The organism is Bacillus sp. 1A (assembly GCF_052682215.1).
The window spans coordinates 5651492-5670521 of record NZ_JBQYLZ010000001.1; the positions used below are offsets into that span (position 1 = coordinate 5651492).

General features: G+C 35.4%; 20 protein-coding genes and 3 pseudogenes. 3 read left to right on the forward strand and 20 right to left on the reverse strand.

Going from position 1 to position 19030, the window contains the following annotated elements:
* Window positions 1-22 precede the first annotated feature (22 nt).
* From ACUN0F_RS28955 to ACUN0F_RS28965, 3 genes are read right to left on the reverse strand one after another with little or no spacing between them, the layout of a single operon-like run.
* Window positions 23-874, reverse strand: coding sequence for an ABC transporter permease (locus ACUN0F_RS28955; protein ID WP_001065283.1), 852 nt, complete (start codon window positions 872-874; stop codon window positions 23-25).
* Window positions 875-880: 6 nt separating this feature from the next.
* Window positions 881-1831 (reverse strand): ABC transporter permease, encoded by a 951-nt coding sequence (locus tag ACUN0F_RS28960; RefSeq protein WP_445540602.1) that lies wholly within the window; start codon window positions 1829-1831, stop codon window positions 881-883.
* Between the two features lie 55 nt (window positions 1832-1886).
* Complete coding sequence (locus tag ACUN0F_RS28965; RefSeq protein WP_445540603.1) at window positions 1887-3476, reverse strand: ABC transporter substrate-binding protein; 1590 nt, start codon at window positions 3474-3476, stop codon at window positions 1887-1889.
* 286 nt (window positions 3477-3762) lie between these two features.
* Here ACUN0F_RS28965 and ACUN0F_RS28970 point away from each other — a divergent pair, with 286 nt between their 5' ends.
* Window positions 3763-4101, forward strand: coding sequence for a hypothetical protein (locus tag ACUN0F_RS28970; RefSeq protein WP_264463044.1), 339 nt, complete (start codon window positions 3763-3765; stop codon window positions 4099-4101).
* A gap of 257 nt (window positions 4102-4358) precedes the next feature.
* Here the strand turns inward: ACUN0F_RS28970 and ACUN0F_RS28975 are convergent, their stop codons facing one another.
* Together ACUN0F_RS28975 and ACUN0F_RS28980 are read right to left on the reverse strand one after the other, a co-directional pair.
* Window positions 4359-5009 carry a Yip1 family protein gene (locus ACUN0F_RS28975; RefSeq protein ID WP_445540604.1) on the reverse strand — a complete coding sequence of 217 codons (651 nt, stop codon included), beginning with the start codon at window positions 5007-5009 and terminating at the stop codon, window positions 4359-4361.
* A 412-nt stretch (window positions 5010-5421) separates the two neighbouring features.
* Window positions 5422-6093 (reverse strand): hypothetical protein, encoded by a 672-nt coding sequence (locus ACUN0F_RS28980; RefSeq protein ID WP_445540605.1) that lies wholly within the window; start codon window positions 6091-6093, stop codon window positions 5422-5424.
* 118 nt (window positions 6094-6211) lie between these two features.
* Between ACUN0F_RS28980 and ACUN0F_RS28985 the strand changes: the two are divergent.
* A pseudogene (locus tag ACUN0F_RS28985) lies at window positions 6212-6430 on the forward strand (tyrosine-type recombinase/integrase); the annotation flags it as partial.
* 4 nt (window positions 6431-6434) lie between these two features.
* On the opposite strand, the gene ACUN0F_RS28990 reads toward ACUN0F_RS28985, so the two are convergent.
* From ACUN0F_RS28990 to ACUN0F_RS29055, 14 genes and pseudogenes are all read right to left on the reverse strand, one after another.
* Window positions 6435-8561, reverse strand: coding sequence for a family 10 glycosylhydrolase (locus ACUN0F_RS28990; protein WP_445540606.1), 2127 nt, complete (start codon window positions 8559-8561; stop codon window positions 6435-6437).
* A gap of 157 nt (window positions 8562-8718) precedes the next feature.
* Window positions 8719-9111, reverse strand: coding sequence for a ribonuclease toxin immunity protein CdiI (gene cdiI, locus ACUN0F_RS28995; protein ID WP_445540607.1), 393 nt, complete (start codon window positions 9109-9111; stop codon window positions 8719-8721).
* A 235-nt stretch (window positions 9112-9346) separates the two neighbouring features.
* Window positions 9347-9493 (reverse strand): annotated as a pseudogene (locus ACUN0F_RS29000) (integrase); the annotation flags it as partial.
* A gap of 227 nt (window positions 9494-9720) precedes the next feature.
* Window positions 9721-9816, reverse strand: a pseudogene (locus ACUN0F_RS29005) (sporulation transcription factor Spo0A); the annotation flags it as partial.
* A 233-nt stretch (window positions 9817-10049) separates the two neighbouring features.
* A complete protein-coding gene (locus ACUN0F_RS29010) occupies window positions 10050-10508 on the reverse strand; it encodes an SMI1/KNR4 family protein (protein WP_445540608.1) in 459 nt (152 codons plus the stop codon).
* A 19-nt stretch (window positions 10509-10527) separates the two neighbouring features.
* Complete coding sequence (locus ACUN0F_RS29015; RefSeq protein WP_264463048.1) at window positions 10528-10980, reverse strand: SMI1/KNR4 family protein; 453 nt, start codon at window positions 10978-10980, stop codon at window positions 10528-10530.
* A gap of 140 nt (window positions 10981-11120) precedes the next feature.
* Window positions 11121-11693: an imm11 family protein gene (locus ACUN0F_RS29020; protein WP_000707079.1), complete on the reverse strand. Its 573-nt coding sequence runs from the start codon at window positions 11691-11693 to the stop codon at window positions 11121-11123.
* A gap of 34 nt (window positions 11694-11727) precedes the next feature.
* The gene (locus ACUN0F_RS29025; RefSeq protein WP_445540609.1) at window positions 11728-13353 is read right to left on the reverse strand and encodes an AHH domain-containing protein; all 1626 of its coding nucleotides are present in this window, start codon (window positions 13351-13353) and stop codon (window positions 11728-11730) included.
* Complete coding sequence (locus ACUN0F_RS29030; protein WP_445540610.1) at window positions 13350-13712, reverse strand: DUF3958 family protein; 363 nt, start codon at window positions 13710-13712, stop codon at window positions 13350-13352. Before ACUN0F_RS29030 ends, ACUN0F_RS29025 begins: the two co-directional genes overlap by 4 nt.
* 40 nt (window positions 13713-13752) lie before the next feature.
* Complete coding sequence (locus ACUN0F_RS29035; protein WP_445540611.1) at window positions 13753-14028, reverse strand: TIGR04197 family type VII secretion effector; 276 nt, start codon at window positions 14026-14028, stop codon at window positions 13753-13755.
* A 155-nt stretch (window positions 14029-14183) separates the two neighbouring features.
* On the reverse strand, window positions 14184-14480 hold the full coding sequence (locus ACUN0F_RS29040; RefSeq protein ID WP_000918589.1) for a WXG100 family type VII secretion target: 297 nt from the start codon (window positions 14478-14480) through the stop codon (window positions 14184-14186).
* 207 nt (window positions 14481-14687) lie between these two features.
* Window positions 14688-15665 (reverse strand): ornithine cyclodeaminase family protein, encoded by a 978-nt coding sequence (locus ACUN0F_RS29045; protein ID WP_445540612.1) that lies wholly within the window; start codon window positions 15663-15665, stop codon window positions 14688-14690.
* 19 nt (window positions 15666-15684) lie between these two features.
* Complete coding sequence (locus tag ACUN0F_RS29050) at window positions 15685-16737, reverse strand: proline racemase family protein (RefSeq protein WP_445540613.1); 1053 nt, start codon at window positions 16735-16737, stop codon at window positions 15685-15687.
* Between the two features lie 216 nt (window positions 16738-16953).
* Window positions 16954-17415 carry a VOC family protein gene (locus ACUN0F_RS29055; RefSeq protein ID WP_445540614.1) on the reverse strand — a complete coding sequence of 154 codons (462 nt, stop codon included), beginning with the start codon at window positions 17413-17415 and terminating at the stop codon, window positions 16954-16956.
* A gap of 185 nt (window positions 17416-17600) precedes the next feature.
* On the opposite strand from ACUN0F_RS29055, the gene ACUN0F_RS29060 reads away from it, so the two are divergent.
* Window positions 17601-17747 (forward strand): YflJ family protein, encoded by a 147-nt coding sequence (locus ACUN0F_RS29060; protein ID WP_000291377.1) that lies wholly within the window; start codon window positions 17601-17603, stop codon window positions 17745-17747.
* A gap of 182 nt (window positions 17748-17929) precedes the next feature.
* Here ACUN0F_RS29060 and ACUN0F_RS29065 read toward each other — a convergent pair whose 3' ends face one another.
* The gene (locus tag ACUN0F_RS29065) at window positions 17930-18883 is read right to left on the reverse strand and encodes a TRM11 family SAM-dependent methyltransferase (protein WP_445540615.1); all 954 of its coding nucleotides are present in this window, start codon (window positions 18881-18883) and stop codon (window positions 17930-17932) included.
* Between the last annotated feature and the right edge of the window lie 147 nt (window positions 18884-19030).

Sequence of the window (19030 nt, forward strand, 5' to 3'; positions counted from 1 at the left end):
CTCACTCCTTTCACTTAACACTTTAGTTTTCATGTCCGGCTCCTTTTGGTGCGAAAGCTTTCTTCAATGCTTCACCAATTACGTTAAAACTAAGTACCGTTAAAAGGATAAGGAATCCTGGGAAGAGTGTTAAATACCAAGCTTCACCAATATATCCTTGCGCATTGTTTAGCATGCTGCCCCAAGAAGAATCTGGTTCTCTAATACCTAAACCTAAGAAACTAAGTGATGATTCCATTAAAATCGATGTCGCAATCGTTAATGTCGCGGCGATAATAATGGTTGATAAAATGTTAGGAATGATATGTCTTACAATAATCATAAGTGATTTTTGTCCTGATACTTTTGCGTATAAAACGTACTCACGCTCTTTTACAGATAACGTTTCTGCCCTTACGATGCGGGCGGTGTCCATCCATGTTAGTAATCCGATAATAAGAACTAACGTCGTAATTCCTGGTTTTAAATACGCATTTAATAGTAGCATTAAAAAGAATGATGGAATTGACATAAGTACTTCAACAACTCGCATTAAAAAGTTGTCTAACTTTCCGCCAAAATATCCGCTAATTGTTCCAACTGCGGTACCGATTGTAATAGAAACAACCATTGCAAGGAAACCGACCGCAAGTGAAACTCGTCCGCCATATAACGCTCTCGTTAAGTAATCTCTTCCGTAATCATCCGTTCCGAAAGGATGACTCATACCCGGTTCTTGTAAGCGATCTGGAATCGACATTTTGCTAGGATCGTACGGTGATACGAATGCGAAAATTGATGCGACCGTTAAAACCGCAAGTATAATAACTCCCATTGCAACAAACTTATTTTTCGTAAAGCTATGTTTTATCGTTTGAAATCTCCTATTATTCATTCCAAATCACCCCCTCATTCGAATGCGCGGATCTACTACGCCATATAAAATATCAGCAATTAAGTTACCGAGAATTAACATGAATGATGATAGTAATGTAATTGCCATGATAATCGGATAATCAAATCTAAAAATAGCATTTACCCCAAGTGAACCAAGACCCGGCCATGAGAATACTGTTTCTGTAATAAAAGCTCCGCCTACTAAACTTGGAATAGATAATCCGAAAATTGTAATGATCGGGATTAATACATTTCGAAGTACGTGATTAAATAAAACTGTTTTCTTTGAAGCGCCGTATGCATATTGAATTTGTACATATTCTTCTTCTAACTGCTGAATCGTACTTGAACGAATATATCTCATATAAACAGATACGTTTTGGAACGCTAGCACCATGCAAGGTAAAATACCGTGTTGCACAATATCCCAGACAGAATCTTTACCAACGGTACGCATACCCATACTCGGAAGTAGGTTCAATTTTAAAGAGAATAAGTAGACTAATAGTAATGCAAACCAGAAAACCGGCATAGAAATACCAACGTATGAAATAAAGTTTACAATGCGATCAAAGATAGAATTTTTTTTCACACCTGTAAGTAGTCCTAGTGGTATTGCGATTACAAATGAGACGAGTAAAGACGATCCCATTAAGCCGATTGTTGCAGGTAACCTTTCTACAATAAGATCTAAAACAGGACGATGGTTTTGAAGTGAGTAACCAAAGTTCCCTGTTAAAATATTTTTTAACCATAAAAAATACTGCACGTAAATTGGTTGATCTAATCCTAAACTTTTACGAATACGCTCAACATCAATTGGACTCATGTTTGGCGTGACAAAGTTTCGAACGGGATCCCCCGGTGCTAGTTTTATTAATAGAAAAGAAATAATAGAAATAACAAATAAAAGCGGAATTGCATTTAAAAGCCTCTTCGCAATTACTTTATACACAAACTTCCCCCCTCAAGCTAAAGAAGCTGATTTCCACCAGCTTCTTTACTGTTTCTTATTTCACTTCATAGATCTTAGATAGATCTTCAAACATTGTGACAGGAATTGCTTTCGCTTCTTTTAATCCATCAAACTTTTTATCTACTGCAATAACTGCTTTCGGATATGCAATTGGGAGATAAGGTACGTCTTCTCTAGCTGTCTCTTGAATTTTATGATATAGCTCTGCACGTTTTGTTTTATCTGTTTCAACTGCAGCTTCTTCCCATAACTTATCGAAATCAGCGTTTTTATATCGCGCATAATTGTATTCAGCATTACTTAAGAATAAGCTCTTATATGAATCTGGCTCAGGTCCCATTATGTAACCACCAAATGTAATGTCATATTCTTTATTCTCTTTATCTAAGCCTTTTTCACTTGCCGCACTAGCATCTAATGCATTTAGTTCAACTTCTAAGCCAACTTCTTTTAATTTTTGTTGTGTATATAAAGCTAAGCTTTCCATGATTTTATTATTCGTTACATACATCACACGTACTTTTTCTTTATCTTTCACGCCAGCTTTCGCTAATAAATCTTTCGCTTCTTTTTTATCATACTTATAGTCTTTAATATCTTTCGCATAATACATAGCGTCTGGCGTTAAGATTGAATTGGCTGGTTCTGCAAATTGACTAGAAACGAATGCTGAGTTAATCATTTCTTTCTTATCTAACGCATGCGCAATTGCTTGGCGCACTTCTTTTTTCTTCATCAAATCTGTATTCATGTTATAAGATAAATAGAATAATCTACCTTCAGGGAATGTCACCATTGAGAAGTTCCCTGTGCTATCTAATTTCTTAAAGTCTTGCGGCTCAATCATCTTCATGTTGATTTGACCATTTTGCAGTGAAACATTTGCTGTATTACGGTCTTTTACAACGCGGTATACGATAGAGTCTAATTTAGCTTTCCCACCTACATAATCATCAAATCGATCTAATGCAACGTACTCATCAGATTTATATTCTTTAAACTTAAACGGCCCTGATCCTACAGGCTGTAAGTTTTTCTTACTTTTCGCTAAATCTGCTTCCCCTTCAAATACATGTTTCGGAATTGGGAAGAAATCATTCATCACACCTTCGAAAGATGCGCTTACTTGTGGTAAAACGAATTGAGTTGTTAACTCATCTACCTTTTTCACCTCAAGCGGCTTTCCTTTAAAAATAAAGTTTTCACGACTTGAGCTATTTTGCTTCTCATCCAAAATAGATTGGAATGTAAATGCTATATCGTCTGATGTAATTTTCTTACCATCATGCCATTTCAAATTATCTTTTAGTTTCAATGTCCACGTTAATTGATCTTCTGAAGGCGTAAAGCTCTCAGCAAGAACAAACTTTTTCTTACCGTCTTCCATATGATATAGCGGCGCATATAAAGCTTGCTGCACAGTTAACGACACACGATCATTCGCATAAAGCGGATTCATCGTATCTGGATTATCGCTAACACCAATCGTTAACGCCCCTCCGTCTTTCGGAGTCCCTGATTTACTAGTGCCCGCTTGCTTCGAAGAATCTTTTTCCCCAGAACAAGCCGCTAATGCAATAAGTAGTATTAGGACAAATGGTAATGCAAATAACTTCTGTTTCATCTTTCGGCCCCCTCAACTGTTTATACCCATAAGAAAACTCGGAATTAATCCCGAGTTTTCTTATAAGTTTTAAATTACCACTACCCGTATGTAAAGTCAAACTTTTTCGTAAATGTGGAAAGTTTGAAATCTATTCATGCATTCTTGCGATAAGCTATATTGATGCGCAGAGCAAAATAAGTTAAAAAACTAGCAGCCTACAAAAAAGTTCTCTTAAATGATTGTTATATATGATCGAAAATGTAGAATGGGATTAAAGACAAAAAAACACATTTAGGAGGTTATCATGACATTTGATGAATTGAAAAAAAACAAACCAACAACCTCATGGGTTGAGTATGATGAAGATGGGGAATTTTTCACTGAAGAAAATATAAGTGCAACAAATAAGGTTCTTGACACTTACATTAACCATTTAGAGCGATTAGGAGAGAATCCAACCGAAGTCGAAGTAATGCAAGTTGTTAAAGAGGTAGTTATTAAAATAAATGAACTAAATATCGAACATGACCATTTTATCGAAACAATGGAAAGAGAAGATCTCTATGAATTTATCGATACAGCAGCACGAATAGCTGGCTTAGAATCCGAAGAAGATATAACAGAAGAATGGCGGGAATGGTAAAAGGCTGCATTTACTCCTCCATAAAAATTTGTCCCTTATTCTCCAATTGGAAAATAAGGGACAAACAAAGACAATCTACTCAGATCCCCTAAGGTTTTAATGGTTTAATATTTTTATTTTTAAGTTTGCCTTCACAAATTCCTGTTAACACTGATAATAAGAAAAACAGGCCGTAAAACGGGCGATCAATTTGATCATAAAGGTCATACGCTTCGCCAAGTAGAAAACGTTTGGATAAATACGAAGCAAATAAATTATTAAAGGGTTGTAACCCCTACTATAAGAAATACTATTATTACCAAAGGAAGAATGATAATCATAAAGGACACTATTATTGTTAATAATGCTTTCCATGCTGAAAATTGGTGTGCTTCTCCTAAACATTTTAAGGAAATAATGATTGTCCAAATTCCAATAACTATATCAATTATGGCAAAAATAAGAAACAAAATCGTTAAAGTTATGCTACTATCCATTTCTGGTGTCTCACTCGTAAAGTTTTCTATCCCAAACAAGAAAAATGAAGGCACCCAAACTAATATAAGAGAGTAAACGTAAGGGATATAAGAATAGGCAACTGAGTAACGTGTTTTTTCAAAGGTACCTTGTCCACCAAGTTTTTTTGCCACCCAATTAAATAACGCTGGTAGCAAAAAATAATAAATTAAGAAAGCAACGAAGGTACCGAGTATAACTATTGAGATTATTGAAAATGGACTACTTATTGAATCCGCCACATTTTTAGAAGATGCTCGATCTAAAGCCTGTACGAATGAGCCTAATAAAATGAGCAAAAACACATTCTTAGGTTTGGATATAAAAATTTCTTTCATTGTATCACGTGGTTTTGTCCAAATGGAGAACCACGGATTAAGTGCACGTTTAAATTGATTTTCTGGAGTTTCCATATAAAAAACATTCCCCTTTCTTAAAACATATTAAATATAATTTCCTAATCATCCCAGTTATGTACATAGAAATATTAAAGCATAAATAGTCGGTTATTTAAATATAAATATTCAATCATTTAATTTCATCTGAAACTTAGGGGGAGTGCTTCTTAGCAATTCCCTCTATATTGTCTTGCATTTTTAACTATGGGCTGAGTAGTTACTTTCATTTTTGAGTACTTCACATTCTTTAATACATTGGATAAACAGTTATAATCTTATCATTAATATGAACAAACCTAATTTCCATTCCTTCAGATGTTTTACTAGAATATAATCTTCCACTTATACATCTTTTATTGCTATAAGTCTCGTGAATGGCTTCCATAAGAAGAATGCGATTATACACTTGAAATGCAACAAATCCTCTTTAAAAGCCTATACGTATTTTCCCTCCATCTTCTATATGCTTCCGTAAGTAATAATACTTATGGAGTTCTATAATCATATAAAACAAAGCAAACGAAAACACTGTGCATGCACACATAAATACAATTGCCCCCATTTGTTGTGTTGCAATGCTAAGAATTATATTAGCAATTAACTGCCCCAATCCAGCTGCAATAGCTGCTACTTTTACACCACCAGTTCCTTTCGACGACTTTGATTTTTTTCTTGGTTCCTGAAGTTTTTCAATATGATTTTTATAAAAATGATACAAAGCAACACCATACAAACCAAATGAAAGAATAAAATAGATAGGAGTTTGTAATTGCAACACTTCATAGGCAAATTTTTGCGTTATAACCAATAATCCGACTGAACATATGGTGCCATATACTCCTCGAAATAGAGTGTATTGTAATTGTCGTTTCCGAGGATTGATAGCAATCCATATCGCCCACAAATTTAAAAAAATAACTGGAGGAGTTACTATATATACATAAAGTAATCGAAAAGGATTCGCAAAGGCAGGCAAAAGAACGAACACATCTGCCCCCAAAAGGACAAGACCAATTACGTGGACTCTTATTTCATTTACAGGATAAAGAGCCATATAATGTGCAAAAGCTTTCTTATTAAAATCTAGACTTTTTTTCATATTAATTAAACCACCCTGCTATTGTTGACCAAGCTTTTTTCATTTCTCCTTTACTACTATCATCTTCACCATCACCATCTAAATCAACATCCCATTTTACACCTTCTGTGAAATATCATTCCCTTCTCGAAAAGAAGATCAACCCATTAATAAGATCTAGGGTTATCAAAAAATTCAAAAAGCCGGAGATTTTGCTGGTATCGAATCTATCGGGATTCACACCATGCATAAAACCTCCGGCTATTGGTTCTATAAACAAACTAAGGATGTGGCTATGTTGCAAGAAATTTTAAATCACAGCACACCACAAATCACACTGAAATATATTTGGCGTTAAAATGTTAACGTAATTCCTCATTTATCGTTCTCGCCATCATAGTCGCAAACTGTTCTCGTGTTAACGGATCCCCTGGTCCGAACATTCCATTGCCATATCCAACCGCAATACCATTTTTGGCTAATGATTGAATGTACGAATGTGCCCAATAACCTTTTGGAACATCTGAGAATTCTTCACTGTGTGTCCCATTTAAATTATAGTTACGAGTTAAAATAGTTGCCATTTCAGCACGGGTTAACACGCCATTTGGATCGAAATATTTTTGGCCGCTGTCGTTTACTTTGCCTGTAACAATACCTAATTCAACTGCTTTTGCAATTTCTTTGTACCCATAAGTACTAGGATTTACGTCGATAAAATTAGGATTGGATACATTAGATAAATCTTTAATACCTTTTTCGTTCAAAATCATAAAAATAGCTTGTAAACGAGTGAGTCTGTCTTCTGGTTTGAATGTCCCGTCTGGGAAACCTGAAATAATTTTCTTTTCAGCTAGAAAATTAATATAAGTCAAAGCCCAGTGGTTAGTAGATACATCTTTGAATTGCGGTTTTGGTTCAGGTTTTGGTTCAGGTTCAGGCGTAGAAGCCGGAACTAGGTCACTTTCGTTATGAAGGCGGTCTACTGCTGAAACTGCGTATGTGTAGTCACTACTATTCGTTACTGCATTGTCTACATATGATAGTACCTCTGAACCGTTGTTACGAATTGTTGTGACAATCACAGATGAGTTGTTTCCGTCGATTAGTTGTCCTCTGTTAAAACGATAGATAACGAAATAGGCCGCGTCATTACCAGCATTGTTATTCCATGAGATTGTTGCACCGTTAGGACCGTCTGTCACAGAATGTATAGAAGGCTTACTTGGCGCAGAGTTATCTAACCAAGGCATAGTTGGAATTAATGCTGGGTATTTGTACGCATTTGCTCGTAATTGATCTTTGATACCTAATATATTTGTCTTTAAATTGCGGTAACTAAAGAACATACTTCCTTTTACATTTTGAAGTGTTGAGTTAAGAGCCAATTGATTGTTTGTCTCAGTCGGGTTCTCCCAGGCCTTGTCCGAATCGTTATTAATCTTGTAAGCAGCTTGTCCAATGTATAGGTGTATGTTCTTTCCTTGTGCTTCGTTGTTCCACCATTTTGTTATTACGTCATAGTTTGCGGCATTATGGCCAATGCTCCAATAAACTTGAGGTGTTAAATAGTCCACCCATTCTTTATGCACCCATAATCTTGAGTCAGCATAGATGTTATCGTAAGCGGATAAGCCATTTGTCTCGGAACCTTGTGTGTCATTATGTTTGTTTCTCCAAATACCGAATGGGCTAATTCCGAATTTCACGTGAGATTTTGTTTGTTTAATACTTGTTGATAAATCGCGAACAAGTGTGTTGACATTCTCACGTCTCCAATCGTCTTTATTTTCACCTTTCCCGTATGTTTCGTAAGTTGTTTCATCCTTGAAATTTTCCGCATCTGCGTATGGATAGAAATAATCATCCATATGAATCGCGTCTACATCATAGTTTTGGACAATTTCGAGAGTGCTATTTTTAATATAGTCTCGAACAGCTGGGATGCCAGGGTTATAGAGCAGTTGCTTGCCGTGTTTAACAACCCAATCAGGATGTTGTTTAGCTGGGTGATTTACAGCTAGTTTATTTACATCTTGGTGACTTGTTGTAATGCGATATGGGTTCAACCATGCGTGGAATTCTAGGTTGCGCTTATGCGCTTCTTCTACCATAAATGCTAGTGGGTCATAGCCTGGGTCTTTTCCTTGTGTACCTGTTAAATACTCTGACCATGGGCTATGTTTTGATGGGTAAAATGCATCACCAGTTGGCCTTACTTGTACAACAACAGCATTCATCCCCATTGATTTAACATCATCTAAAATGTTAATAAACTGTTTCTTTTGTTCGTCAGCGCTTGCACCTTTCACTGGCCAATCGATATTGAACACAGTTGAAATCCAAACGGCACGTAGTTCACGTTTTTTATTTATGGCTTGTTGTTCTGATGCTTCTACGCTAGAAACAGATATGATAAGTGCCAGAAACAAAATGGGAATGAGTAGACTCTGAACGCGCCCCCTACTTATTACTTTTTTTATAAACATATTTATTTCCTTTCTCTCTTTGCGATATAACAACTAGTAGATTTTTTGTTTCCTAGAATCAAAAGGTTATATATTCCAAATGATATTATAACATTTTATATGTTTTCCGTCACAATTCCCTCATTTGGTACCTCTACTAAGCCAGGAAAAAACCTTTCTAAATTTCCATCCCCCTATTAATATTATATAATTCAATAAATTTGTTAAGACTGTCTTCTAATCTCTTAATTGTGTTTGGATACTTTTTTGAATAACCCTCACACATTTTTTTAAAATAATGATAAAGTGTTTGATAATCAATTATTACCTCATCACCACTGTATAATGCAAATTCTACACCTTCAAATGAATCTCCATTGGCAATATCATACTCATCCAAATCTCCTGGAAAAGTACATGCGCCATATTCCTCTCCAAATCCTACTCCTTCACAGACTGAATTGATTACCTTTAAAAATCTTTCATCATCTACCATATTAAACACTGCTTGTATAGGGTAATGAGTTAAATCTAGTAAATCCTCATCTTTTAATCTAAATTCTCTTTGCATACATATCTCTCCTCGTATATCTTTAATTTATTCTGGAAAAAAAGAAGAGATTTCTCCATCTTTATGTTATCCTCTCCAAGTTATCTCTTTACTGTCAACACCTGTCCATTCTCTTGAAAGAACGTGCGCTCTACCAATACCTCTCCTTCTTGGAACAGAGGGGTCTATGTTTTTAATATGATTTTCTAATTTAGGAGTCGTTTTAAAGGTATTATCGACTTCTTTTTTCTTCGCTTTAAACTTTCAAGTGATTTAATGGTGAATGTTTTTGATACTTTTTACCTATTTCTGAATCTGTAAAATCTAAATAACCTTTTTGAGTTACCTCTACACTAGAATGACCGAAAATACGTGATAACGAGGACCACTCTCCACCGTTTAGAGTCTGATCATAGCTTTTCAGCGTTTTAGTCGATAAGTTTTTACTTGAACAGTACAGCATAAAATTACCTAGCTGTAATTCAAATTCAGTCAAAACAAAAAAACACCGCCTCTCATTAGTTTGATTTACAAACCAATAAAAGACGGTGTTTATTAAAATGCATTAACATTATTTGTTGGTAACTTTACATTACCGCTAAACAATCAAAAACACTGTTATATGAGCGTTTACGAAGCCTTATATTCAAGTCTCAGCTTATCCTCAACCATTGTGATGAACTCAGAATTCGTAGGTTTTGCTTTTGACATGGATACTGTATAACCATCACTATATCAAGGCATTGTATATTTCATAACAATTATTAAAAACTTCTATTTATTGGTTAGAAGTATAAAGTTTATTGCTTACCTAAATTTGATTGTATCGTCTATTCAAAGTACTTTCAATAAAAAAAGGTAATGGACATTAAAAAAGCTTATGCAGGTTATACATAAGCTTTTTTACTCATGATTAGATATTTTTCAAATGCTACACCTTAAAGCAAGTCTTAAAAAGATTAAATATAATAGTCAGGATTTTCATCCATTTTAATTAAAAATTCTTCTAAAGAATCCGCTATTTTCTCATCCTCAGAGTAAATAGGACATTGACCTAATTCATTTTCCTCTTTAAATTTAATGGTTAAAAAGTTAAGTTCTGTTACTTCAAAAAACACTAATGATTCATCATCATCTACATCATCTAGATTGGGATTATATTCATAAATATCTTGCCTTAAACGGAAATCTGCAACTGAAATCGGGTCCATAAATCTGTTAAAAAACGTTCTTTTATCAGAATTTAAAAACCCACAACCTATTTCATGATAAAAGCGTTTCAGTTCTTTTGGAAGTTCCATTTGTAATAAGCTTTCTGCCTCATCTATCTCATCTTGATATATAGGATAGAAAATAGTTTTTTGTTTAGAACGGACACTTCTGTCTGCTACAACATATTCTTTCAAAAAGTTAAACATAATTTTTACTACTTCCTTACTAAAGAAGAGTTGGTTTCAATGCTTCCTCAAGCATTGTATTGAAATCATTATATGTTTCCATCACTGTACCAGATGGTTTATCAAGTTCTAAGTAAGTACCTTCGGATATGTTTTTACAAAACCATGCTATATCTGAATCTCCAAGGAAAAGGTACTCTTTTTGAAATTCATTTTCATACCAAATCTCATTGGTTTCTATAAGCCCACAAATTGATTCGTCCCTTTCTGTATCTAACAAATAAGAGTCAACTCCATAAAGTACTAGCCCGTTAAAATCTAATCCATTTACAGTTTTAAGAAACTCCTCATATTCACTCGGTAGGTCAACATTAAAACTCTTTTTTATGCGTTCTCTTAATTTCTTAACTTCACTATCTGTTGCTGGTGTATTCAATTTATCATTAAAACTTTTCTCTATTTTTTCAATTTCTAAAATCAGATTTTTCCACATATAAATTTCACCATCGCTTCAGCTTGAATCAGTTCAAAAATTTCTTTTTCATTTCCCTCATAATTGTTTAACATTCTTAGAATTTCTAAAACCTTTGCATCCAGGTCACTAACTCCTATCAATTATTTTAGGACTTTCTTTTACATGTTTGCTTCTGAATCCCATACCTCTACAAATTCAAAGCCTTTTAAATCACTTTCTAACACTGTATTTCTAAATTCATCTGATACAAAAACGGAAGGAATATGTAATATTTCATTTAAGTAAACTTTAAATATTGTTTGGTTCTTAACCATATTAGGTAAGAATGCGTATTTTTTGAAATCTATTACTAAGCCAGAACGTAGTTTCTTTAGTATAGCTTTCTCATAGTCAATAGCATCTATTGCATTTAAAACGTTAATTATATAATACACTTCTCCCGTCACATCATGAATTAGGGGAAGAAATTCTACATTATCACCAAATATAGACTCTAAGAATTTTTTAGCTTTCCCACTAACCATTGGTGTACCAACTTCTCCCCAAAAATGAGGCAAATCACTTTGATTTCCTTCTTCTACACATTTAATACGTATTTCTCCCCATGAATCAGATGCTTTTACTGCCGAGTCAATTTTTCCTTCAAAATACTTTTTAGAATCTTCTTCTAAATTCAATAGTTGAAAGGATTCATAGTCATCAAATGAACTCTTTAATTCCCAAATTTTCATTTTTACTCTCCTTTGTTATTTTTCTATTATAAGATCACTCTTTCTTCGGTTTATTTAATTTTAATTCACCATTCAATAAACGTTCTCTTATATCATGTAAGGCGTCAACAGCATCTTCTTGCGTACCGCCCCGTTTCTTAACAAGACTTAATACTCTCTCTACTTCAAGTATGTACTCTGAACTATGCTTTCCTATGTGTAAGACTTCAGTAGTCACGTATTCATTAACTTTATAAGGTAAAAATACTCCATTAGCCGCCGAATCATGGTCTATCCCAAATTCCTTTAATAATTTTTGTGCCTTTTCTGCCCTACTATCGTTCCAAGGTGTTAGATGATGTGCTGCATTAGAATATGGGGGTGGTTCAATCCCTGCATCCTTAAGTTCTTCACGTAATATTTTAGATGCTGTATACGAATCAGGATACTCATTTTTTACTTCAACTCTATCAAGAACTTTATCCGCATAATCTTTTATTACTTCTTGTACACCTTTAACCCTACTTCTTCCACCAGTTTCAGAAAACATAAATGTATCACGGGCTTCTTGTAAAGCTTCAAAAGTTTTTATCTGATTGCTACCAAAGCCACTAGTACCTGCGAATGCAAATCTTTCTTTCAATGGTAAATGATTCGAAACAGACGAAATACCTTCTGAGAATTTTGTTAGATTTGCAGTAGTTGCTACCTTCGATACTTTACTTAATCCTTTATCACCAATAAGTCCTAATCCAACTTGTGTTAAAGCATAACTTCCCCATTTAGCACGACTTTCAGCATCTCCATTTATTACATCATTAATAAATGAATCTGACAATACATTATACATCGTACTGAGGGTATCAATAGGGTGCAAAGCAGCGTTCCCCATGTTTTCCCACGTTTCCCAATCTCCTAAAGCTTTTATTCCGTCTATTGTATCGCTAACTGCTTGTCCCGTACCATCTACAATACCGTCCCAAATTTTTTCACCAGTAGATTTTTCAGGTAGCTTACCACACATTTCACCTTCTTCAATTGAATTGGCAGCTTGTCGTGCCCTCTCTTCTGTAATCGCTTGAATTGAAGTTGTCCATTCCATATTCAACCCTTGTGTACTAAATGTACCACTTGCAGGACTAAACCCTTTTCCACTTTGAACTTCAGCAAGACCAATAGCAATACTAGATGCTAGTTGAAGTGCTGTATCATAATTACTACTAGAAGTATAATTAAATTCATATAGATGCTCTAGTTTTTCTTCAAGTTTTTTTCTCATCTCAACTAAAACAGCCACAAGTGCATCTATTCCAGGCATTGGTGTAACGGCATTCATCATTTCTATACTTGCAATCGATTGATTAATTTCTTGAATTTGTTCTCGTATTTCTTGCTCAATGACATCTGTTGAAGCTACCTGTGATTGAAATTGACTTGGAAAGGCATTATTCTGACGAATTAGTTCTTCACATAAGTAAATAATACCTTGCGCTAAAGGACGAAAGGTTTGTACAAAAAATGATTTTGCACTACTATATGTTTGTCCTTGTAAAACAGTATCAACTGCAAAAGCATCAATCGACTGAATCGCTTGTTCCATGCCTTGAATAGTAGCGGCACATACAGCATTCATACTTTGAGTTTGGTTTTGTACTTCTCCCAAATACATATTTAAACTCATGAATTGGTCTCCTTTACTAATTTTTGTTTCTCATAAGAAAAATCATTTTCTAAATCCCTAAGATCTCGTTTCTCTTTAAACAATGTTTCTTTTTGGCTTTCCAATTCAAATGTAAGTTTTCGTTCGATGTATTGTGCTTCTTGACGCATATCCATAAAAAACAATGACATTTCTCTATCTTTATGCCAAGTTCCTAAAATACGATCAAACAAACGATGGTTTTGATTCTTCCATACATGAAAATCTTCTTCTACTTTTTCCTGTTTTTGAATCGCAAATTGATTTCGGTCCTGTTCTTCAAATACACTTCGTAACTTTTGATTTACTTGATTAATTTGTTTTTCAATATCTTGACTCATCATATTCCTCCTACTATTTTACTTTACGTAGGTTGTCACATTAGCGAAAAGTATTGTGAAGTTCGTTATCCACTCTCTCAAATTCTTTAGCTACCGAATGAATATTATCAACCGCTTGTTGAAAAGCAGCGGAAAATTGTTTCGTCAAGTCTAAAACTTGCTGATTTGCTTCTTGTGATTTGAAATTAACAGACAACGTTGTACGCGTCGCCTTTGTTATAGAACGACTGGTTGCACTTTGAATCCTATCAGAGGCTGATCCCATTTTCGTAGCAATTTGCGTTGCTGTTTGTAAATTACTTTGAAATTGTCCCATTCTTTCAAACCCTTTCTATACATTTTCCAAATGTATTAAAGAAATCTCATTATATATCCTTATCAATATCACTCGCTGGGCATGCAATCAAATGAGCCATACACTATAAGCTGTATGGCTCATTTGAAATACTTGTTATATAGAGTAAAGCGTTTTTAATTCAAACCGAAATTACGTGATAATTCTTCATCATGAGAAGCAACAGCCTCTGCAGTTTTATTAAGTTGCATATTAATTTCTTGCAATAGCTGTGCAAAGTTTTGTACTTTTGGCTTTAATTCATTGAACTGTTGGTCAAAACCTTCAAAAGCACGACCTTCCCATTCTCCTCTTAATTCATTTTGTAAGTTTTGTAGTTGACTTAAAATGTCCTCAATTTGATTTGCACCTTGTCCATATCGAGCGGCTTTCGATTTAAGCTCCTCTGGTGACATGCGAATTTGTCCAGCCATTTTCATTTCCCCTTTAATACATAATGAGTAAAATACGAATTGGTTAATTTTACTAAATATATTATAATATTTTATTATGAATTTTTAAATATTTAATCTTTCTATTGAATATTAGAATATTAATATTCAATAGAAAGATTAAATATTCTACTTTTACTTACTTTACAAGATTTTACGCAAAAAAAGACCACCAAAAGGCAGTCTCCCTCAAAACTCAATCCTATTCCCCACTCCACACTCCACCGCTTTCTCATACAAATACTTCGCAACAATAATGTCTACCACCGCCAAACCAACTGATTTAAAAACAGTAATCTCTTCATCGTTCTCTCTACCAGCTTTTTCTCCACTAATGATTTGTCCGAGTTCAGCGTGGATGTTGTTTGCTTCAAATAAACCCTCCTGTATCGGAACTTGAAGGTCACCTGTTTCTTCTAATGCTGCTTCTTTTGATTCGACTACTACTTTTGTTGCACTTGCGATGGCGTGAGATGGTAGTTCTTGCATGCTTGGTCTGAATGAGCCGACGGCGTTTATGTGGACGCCTTTTTGTAGTTTTTCTGAGAAGACTGGTGTGGATGCGTTCGTAGTTGTAACGATGATGTCTGCTTCACTTATTGCTTCATTTGCATTTGTGTGAACATATGCAGGTTTACCAAATTTCTCTTGTATATATTGCGCAAATGCGTATGCTTTTTCTTCTGTTCGATTGTATAAAATGACTTTTTGGATATCTCTTACCGCAAATACAGCTTCAGCAATTCCCTTCGCCTGTTCACCGGTCCCGATTATGCATAAAGTTTTTGCGTTATGGCGAGCTAAATATTTTGTCGCTACTCCTGATAAGGCGCCTGTTCGAATCATCGTTAAGTAGGATCCTTCTAAAAGTGCGCGCGGTTCTCCCGTTTGAAAGTCTGATAGCATAACAATCCCGTTTATCGTTTTCTTTCCTATCTTTTTGTTCTCAGGGACTACTGTTACTACTTTTAAGCCAAGTGCCTCAAGTCCTTCCGCTACTGAAGGCATAATTAATGCAGTGTTTTGCTCGTTCGCAAATGGTAATGAGCTGCGAATTGGTGTAATCGTTCTTTCTGCGGAAAATTCTTTTAAAGCAAGCGCCGCGTATTCAATGACTTCATTCATATTTACTAAGTTTCTTTGTTCGTTCGCGCTTATGACTAGCATATCTTTCCACCTCCTCCTCTTATCCTAACAAAAACCCCCGGTTCAAATCATCTCTCGGGTCTACAACGAACTGATGAAATCCTGTAATAAAGGCATGCCCCGTTACTTTCGGAACGACAGCTTCGTATGTATCTACTGCGGTTACCGATAATACTTCCCCCTCGAATTTCCCGTCAGTAATGCATTCGTGGACGAAAATTTCTCCCTCTTGTAAAGCATCTTTTTCAAAAAGAGTTGCGATTCTTGCGGAAGTTCCTGTGCCACAAGGAGAACGATCTACTTGCCCATCAGCAAAAATCGTTACATTTCGTAAAGTTGCATCTTTTTCTTTCGGTTCATCTGAGAAAATAACGCCGTATATTCCTTTTAACCCTTCTTCAAGTGGATGCTTTACCTCCATTTTGCTCTCGATGTAGTGCTTAATTTTATCGCCCCACGTTTGAATAGCAGATAAGTCCTTGAAATCAACTTTCAAACCAAATTCTTTACTATCTACTACCGCATAAAAAGCTCCGCCAAACGCGATATCTACTTGAAATTCATAGTTATCTATTTTAATAGGAACATCTTTCTTATATACAAATGAAGGAACGTTTTCAAATGATACAGACTCTACTTCGCTCCCGTTATATTTTGCGTACGCAATCACTTCCCCAGCAGGGCTATCAATAATGAACTTTTGTTCCTCACCTGTCACTTCAAACATACCTGTTTCAATTCCGACTGTAATAACAGCAATAATGCCATGACCACACATCGTACTCCAGCCTTCATTGTGCATAAATAATACACCAAAATCAGCGTGAGCACTTGCAGGTGGAGTAATGATACAACCGTACATACCGTGATGCCCTCTCGGTTCATACATAAGAACCTCGCGAAGATGGTCCAAATTCTCCATACAGTATGCGCGTCTTTCTAGCTGCGTTTCTCCTTTTATTTCTGGCACGCCACCTGTAATAATTCGAAGCGGTTCCCCAGCTACGTGAGCATCAATTGTCGTGTACACTTTACTAACCTTCATTTCTATCTCTCCCCTATATGTTGATACTATTTTTATTGCAAATATCATGCCAACGCATAGGGTATAAATTTGTATACATTGTAAAAAAAAGCATACACTACTGTCTATTTTTTTATACAGTAGACAGTCGGTGATTATTAAACCCTAGTCCCGCACTCACCAAATCCAAAACAAAAAACCCCGAAAACTCAGGGTGTGATGCCGCATAGGCGAGGTTATAGTTCCTTTTAAAATAGATTTGCGGGATTGGAGCCAAAATCAAATTTATATTTCACTCGGCAATTTTTCCCACTCACTTAAATGCATGACATCTTGTTTTACGTTTTTCTTTTCAGGAAGTAAACATAGAAATTCTAAAGAATTACCGTCAGGATCATAAAAATAAAGATTCGCAGTAGGTGTCCACGTCTGAACCATAGGCTCAGACGGTTCAAGACCAAAAGCTGCTCTTGGATGTATTCCTTTATTCAGAAGCCATTCCCTTGCATGAATGATTTCTTCATAGTTAACCTTGAATGCAAAGTGACTTTTATGGAATGCTTCTTCTGATACCTCCCAAATGCCCAGCATTTGCTCCTTCTTATTAGCTTTATCAAACCAAAAGAATGCTACACGGCGTTCTTCAATTGTGCGAGCATGAAATAATCCAAGTTTCGTATAAAATTCTTTTGCTACTTCTAAATTTCTTGTTTTAACATGTGTTTCATATAAAGTACCTGGAAACAAAGCATATTCCCCCTTTATATTTTTAGAAATTCTTACTATAAAGCCTATTTTTATAACCTAGAAATAGAAGTGATATCATACTCTTCTTACATGTTTTTCAAATTTGTAGCACTAATGCTGAATAAAAAAGAAAATTCTCTCCCCCCGCCACATATACTGTTCAAAAGCAAAAAGGAAGTGATCTAATGTACTACGGAACAAAAGGCTGGTACGTAGCTGAATTAAAAAAATTAGGTGTGCGCTATCATGAAGGACGAAAACTAGAAAGTTACCGCGGACACGTTTTACGCAATTTATTACTTGTACAACAAGAGAAATTAAAAGAACAGTAATATGCTAATGTAGCGATATCGGCGATTCTCAGAATATATCAACGATTTTTTAAATATATCGACGATTCGACATGGAATATCGACTTACCGACAAATTCCGTCAAATCACTCCTCCATTCTACCAACCAATCACACATCAATATCAAACAAAGAAGGTCACCCAAACGGGTGACCTTCCTTTCTTATTCACAAACGAGAATTTGTCTAGTAAATGATCCTTTTCTTGTAACACAGCGATCTGTAATTTCAAATCCTGCTTCATGGATCATGTCGTCCATTGTTTCCATCGTTACAACGACTACCTTTTTAGCGATGCGGCGCGCACTTGAAAGAATGGAGAACTGGTCTTCTGGTGTTGCATGCGTAAATAAGTCATACGGCATATCGATAATTGCAACGTCGTAGTTCTCAGTAATTTCCTCAATTGGACCTATTGTTACTGTCCCTTCAAATCCGAAATGTGCGATGTTTTTTCTCGTTCCAAGAACTACAAGTGGATTAATATCTCTACCAACGATGTTAATTCCCATAGAAAGTGCTTCTACTACTACTGTTCCAATACCGCAGCACGGGTCAATTGCTCGTACTCCATCTGGATTTGGTACAGCAATATTTGCAACTGATCTCGCAACACGTGTGCTAAGAGATGTCGAATAACTATGCGGTTTTTTTATGTGATGATACCAAACTGGCTCACTTTCTACATAATGTCCGAAGTACCAGCGTCCTCCAAGAGGAACAATCCCGAATACACGCTCTGGATTACGAACATCTGCTTCTCCTTCAATATGCATACCGAGGTCGCGTTCAATGAGACGTCTTTCCCCATATTCAATTTTATTTTCTCCAACCAGGTCATTGATTTTAACGAAGATAACTTTAAACGACGCTCCCGCCAAATCAATTTGTTCCACTTGTTTTAGAATGCTTTCTAAGTCGTCTCCTTCATACATAACCTCAACGCGCTCTTTCATAAATGCACTTCTACTCGGTTCAATTTTGACATCACTTTTCAAAATATTAACGTGGGACTCCATTCCAAAGAACGAGCGCATTTCCAAGTAACATAAAGCACGCTCCTCCTCACGAAACGCATACGTATATATACATGCAGGTGTTGTACTATGATTACTCAATCTATTATCATCCTTTATCGTTTAAAATTATTATGATTACAATTATTCGAATATCTTTTTACGTAAAATTAAATGATATCACATGCCGGAAATAAAGAGAAACGTTAATAAATAAAAGAGACTGCCTATCAATCGGCAATCTCTTTT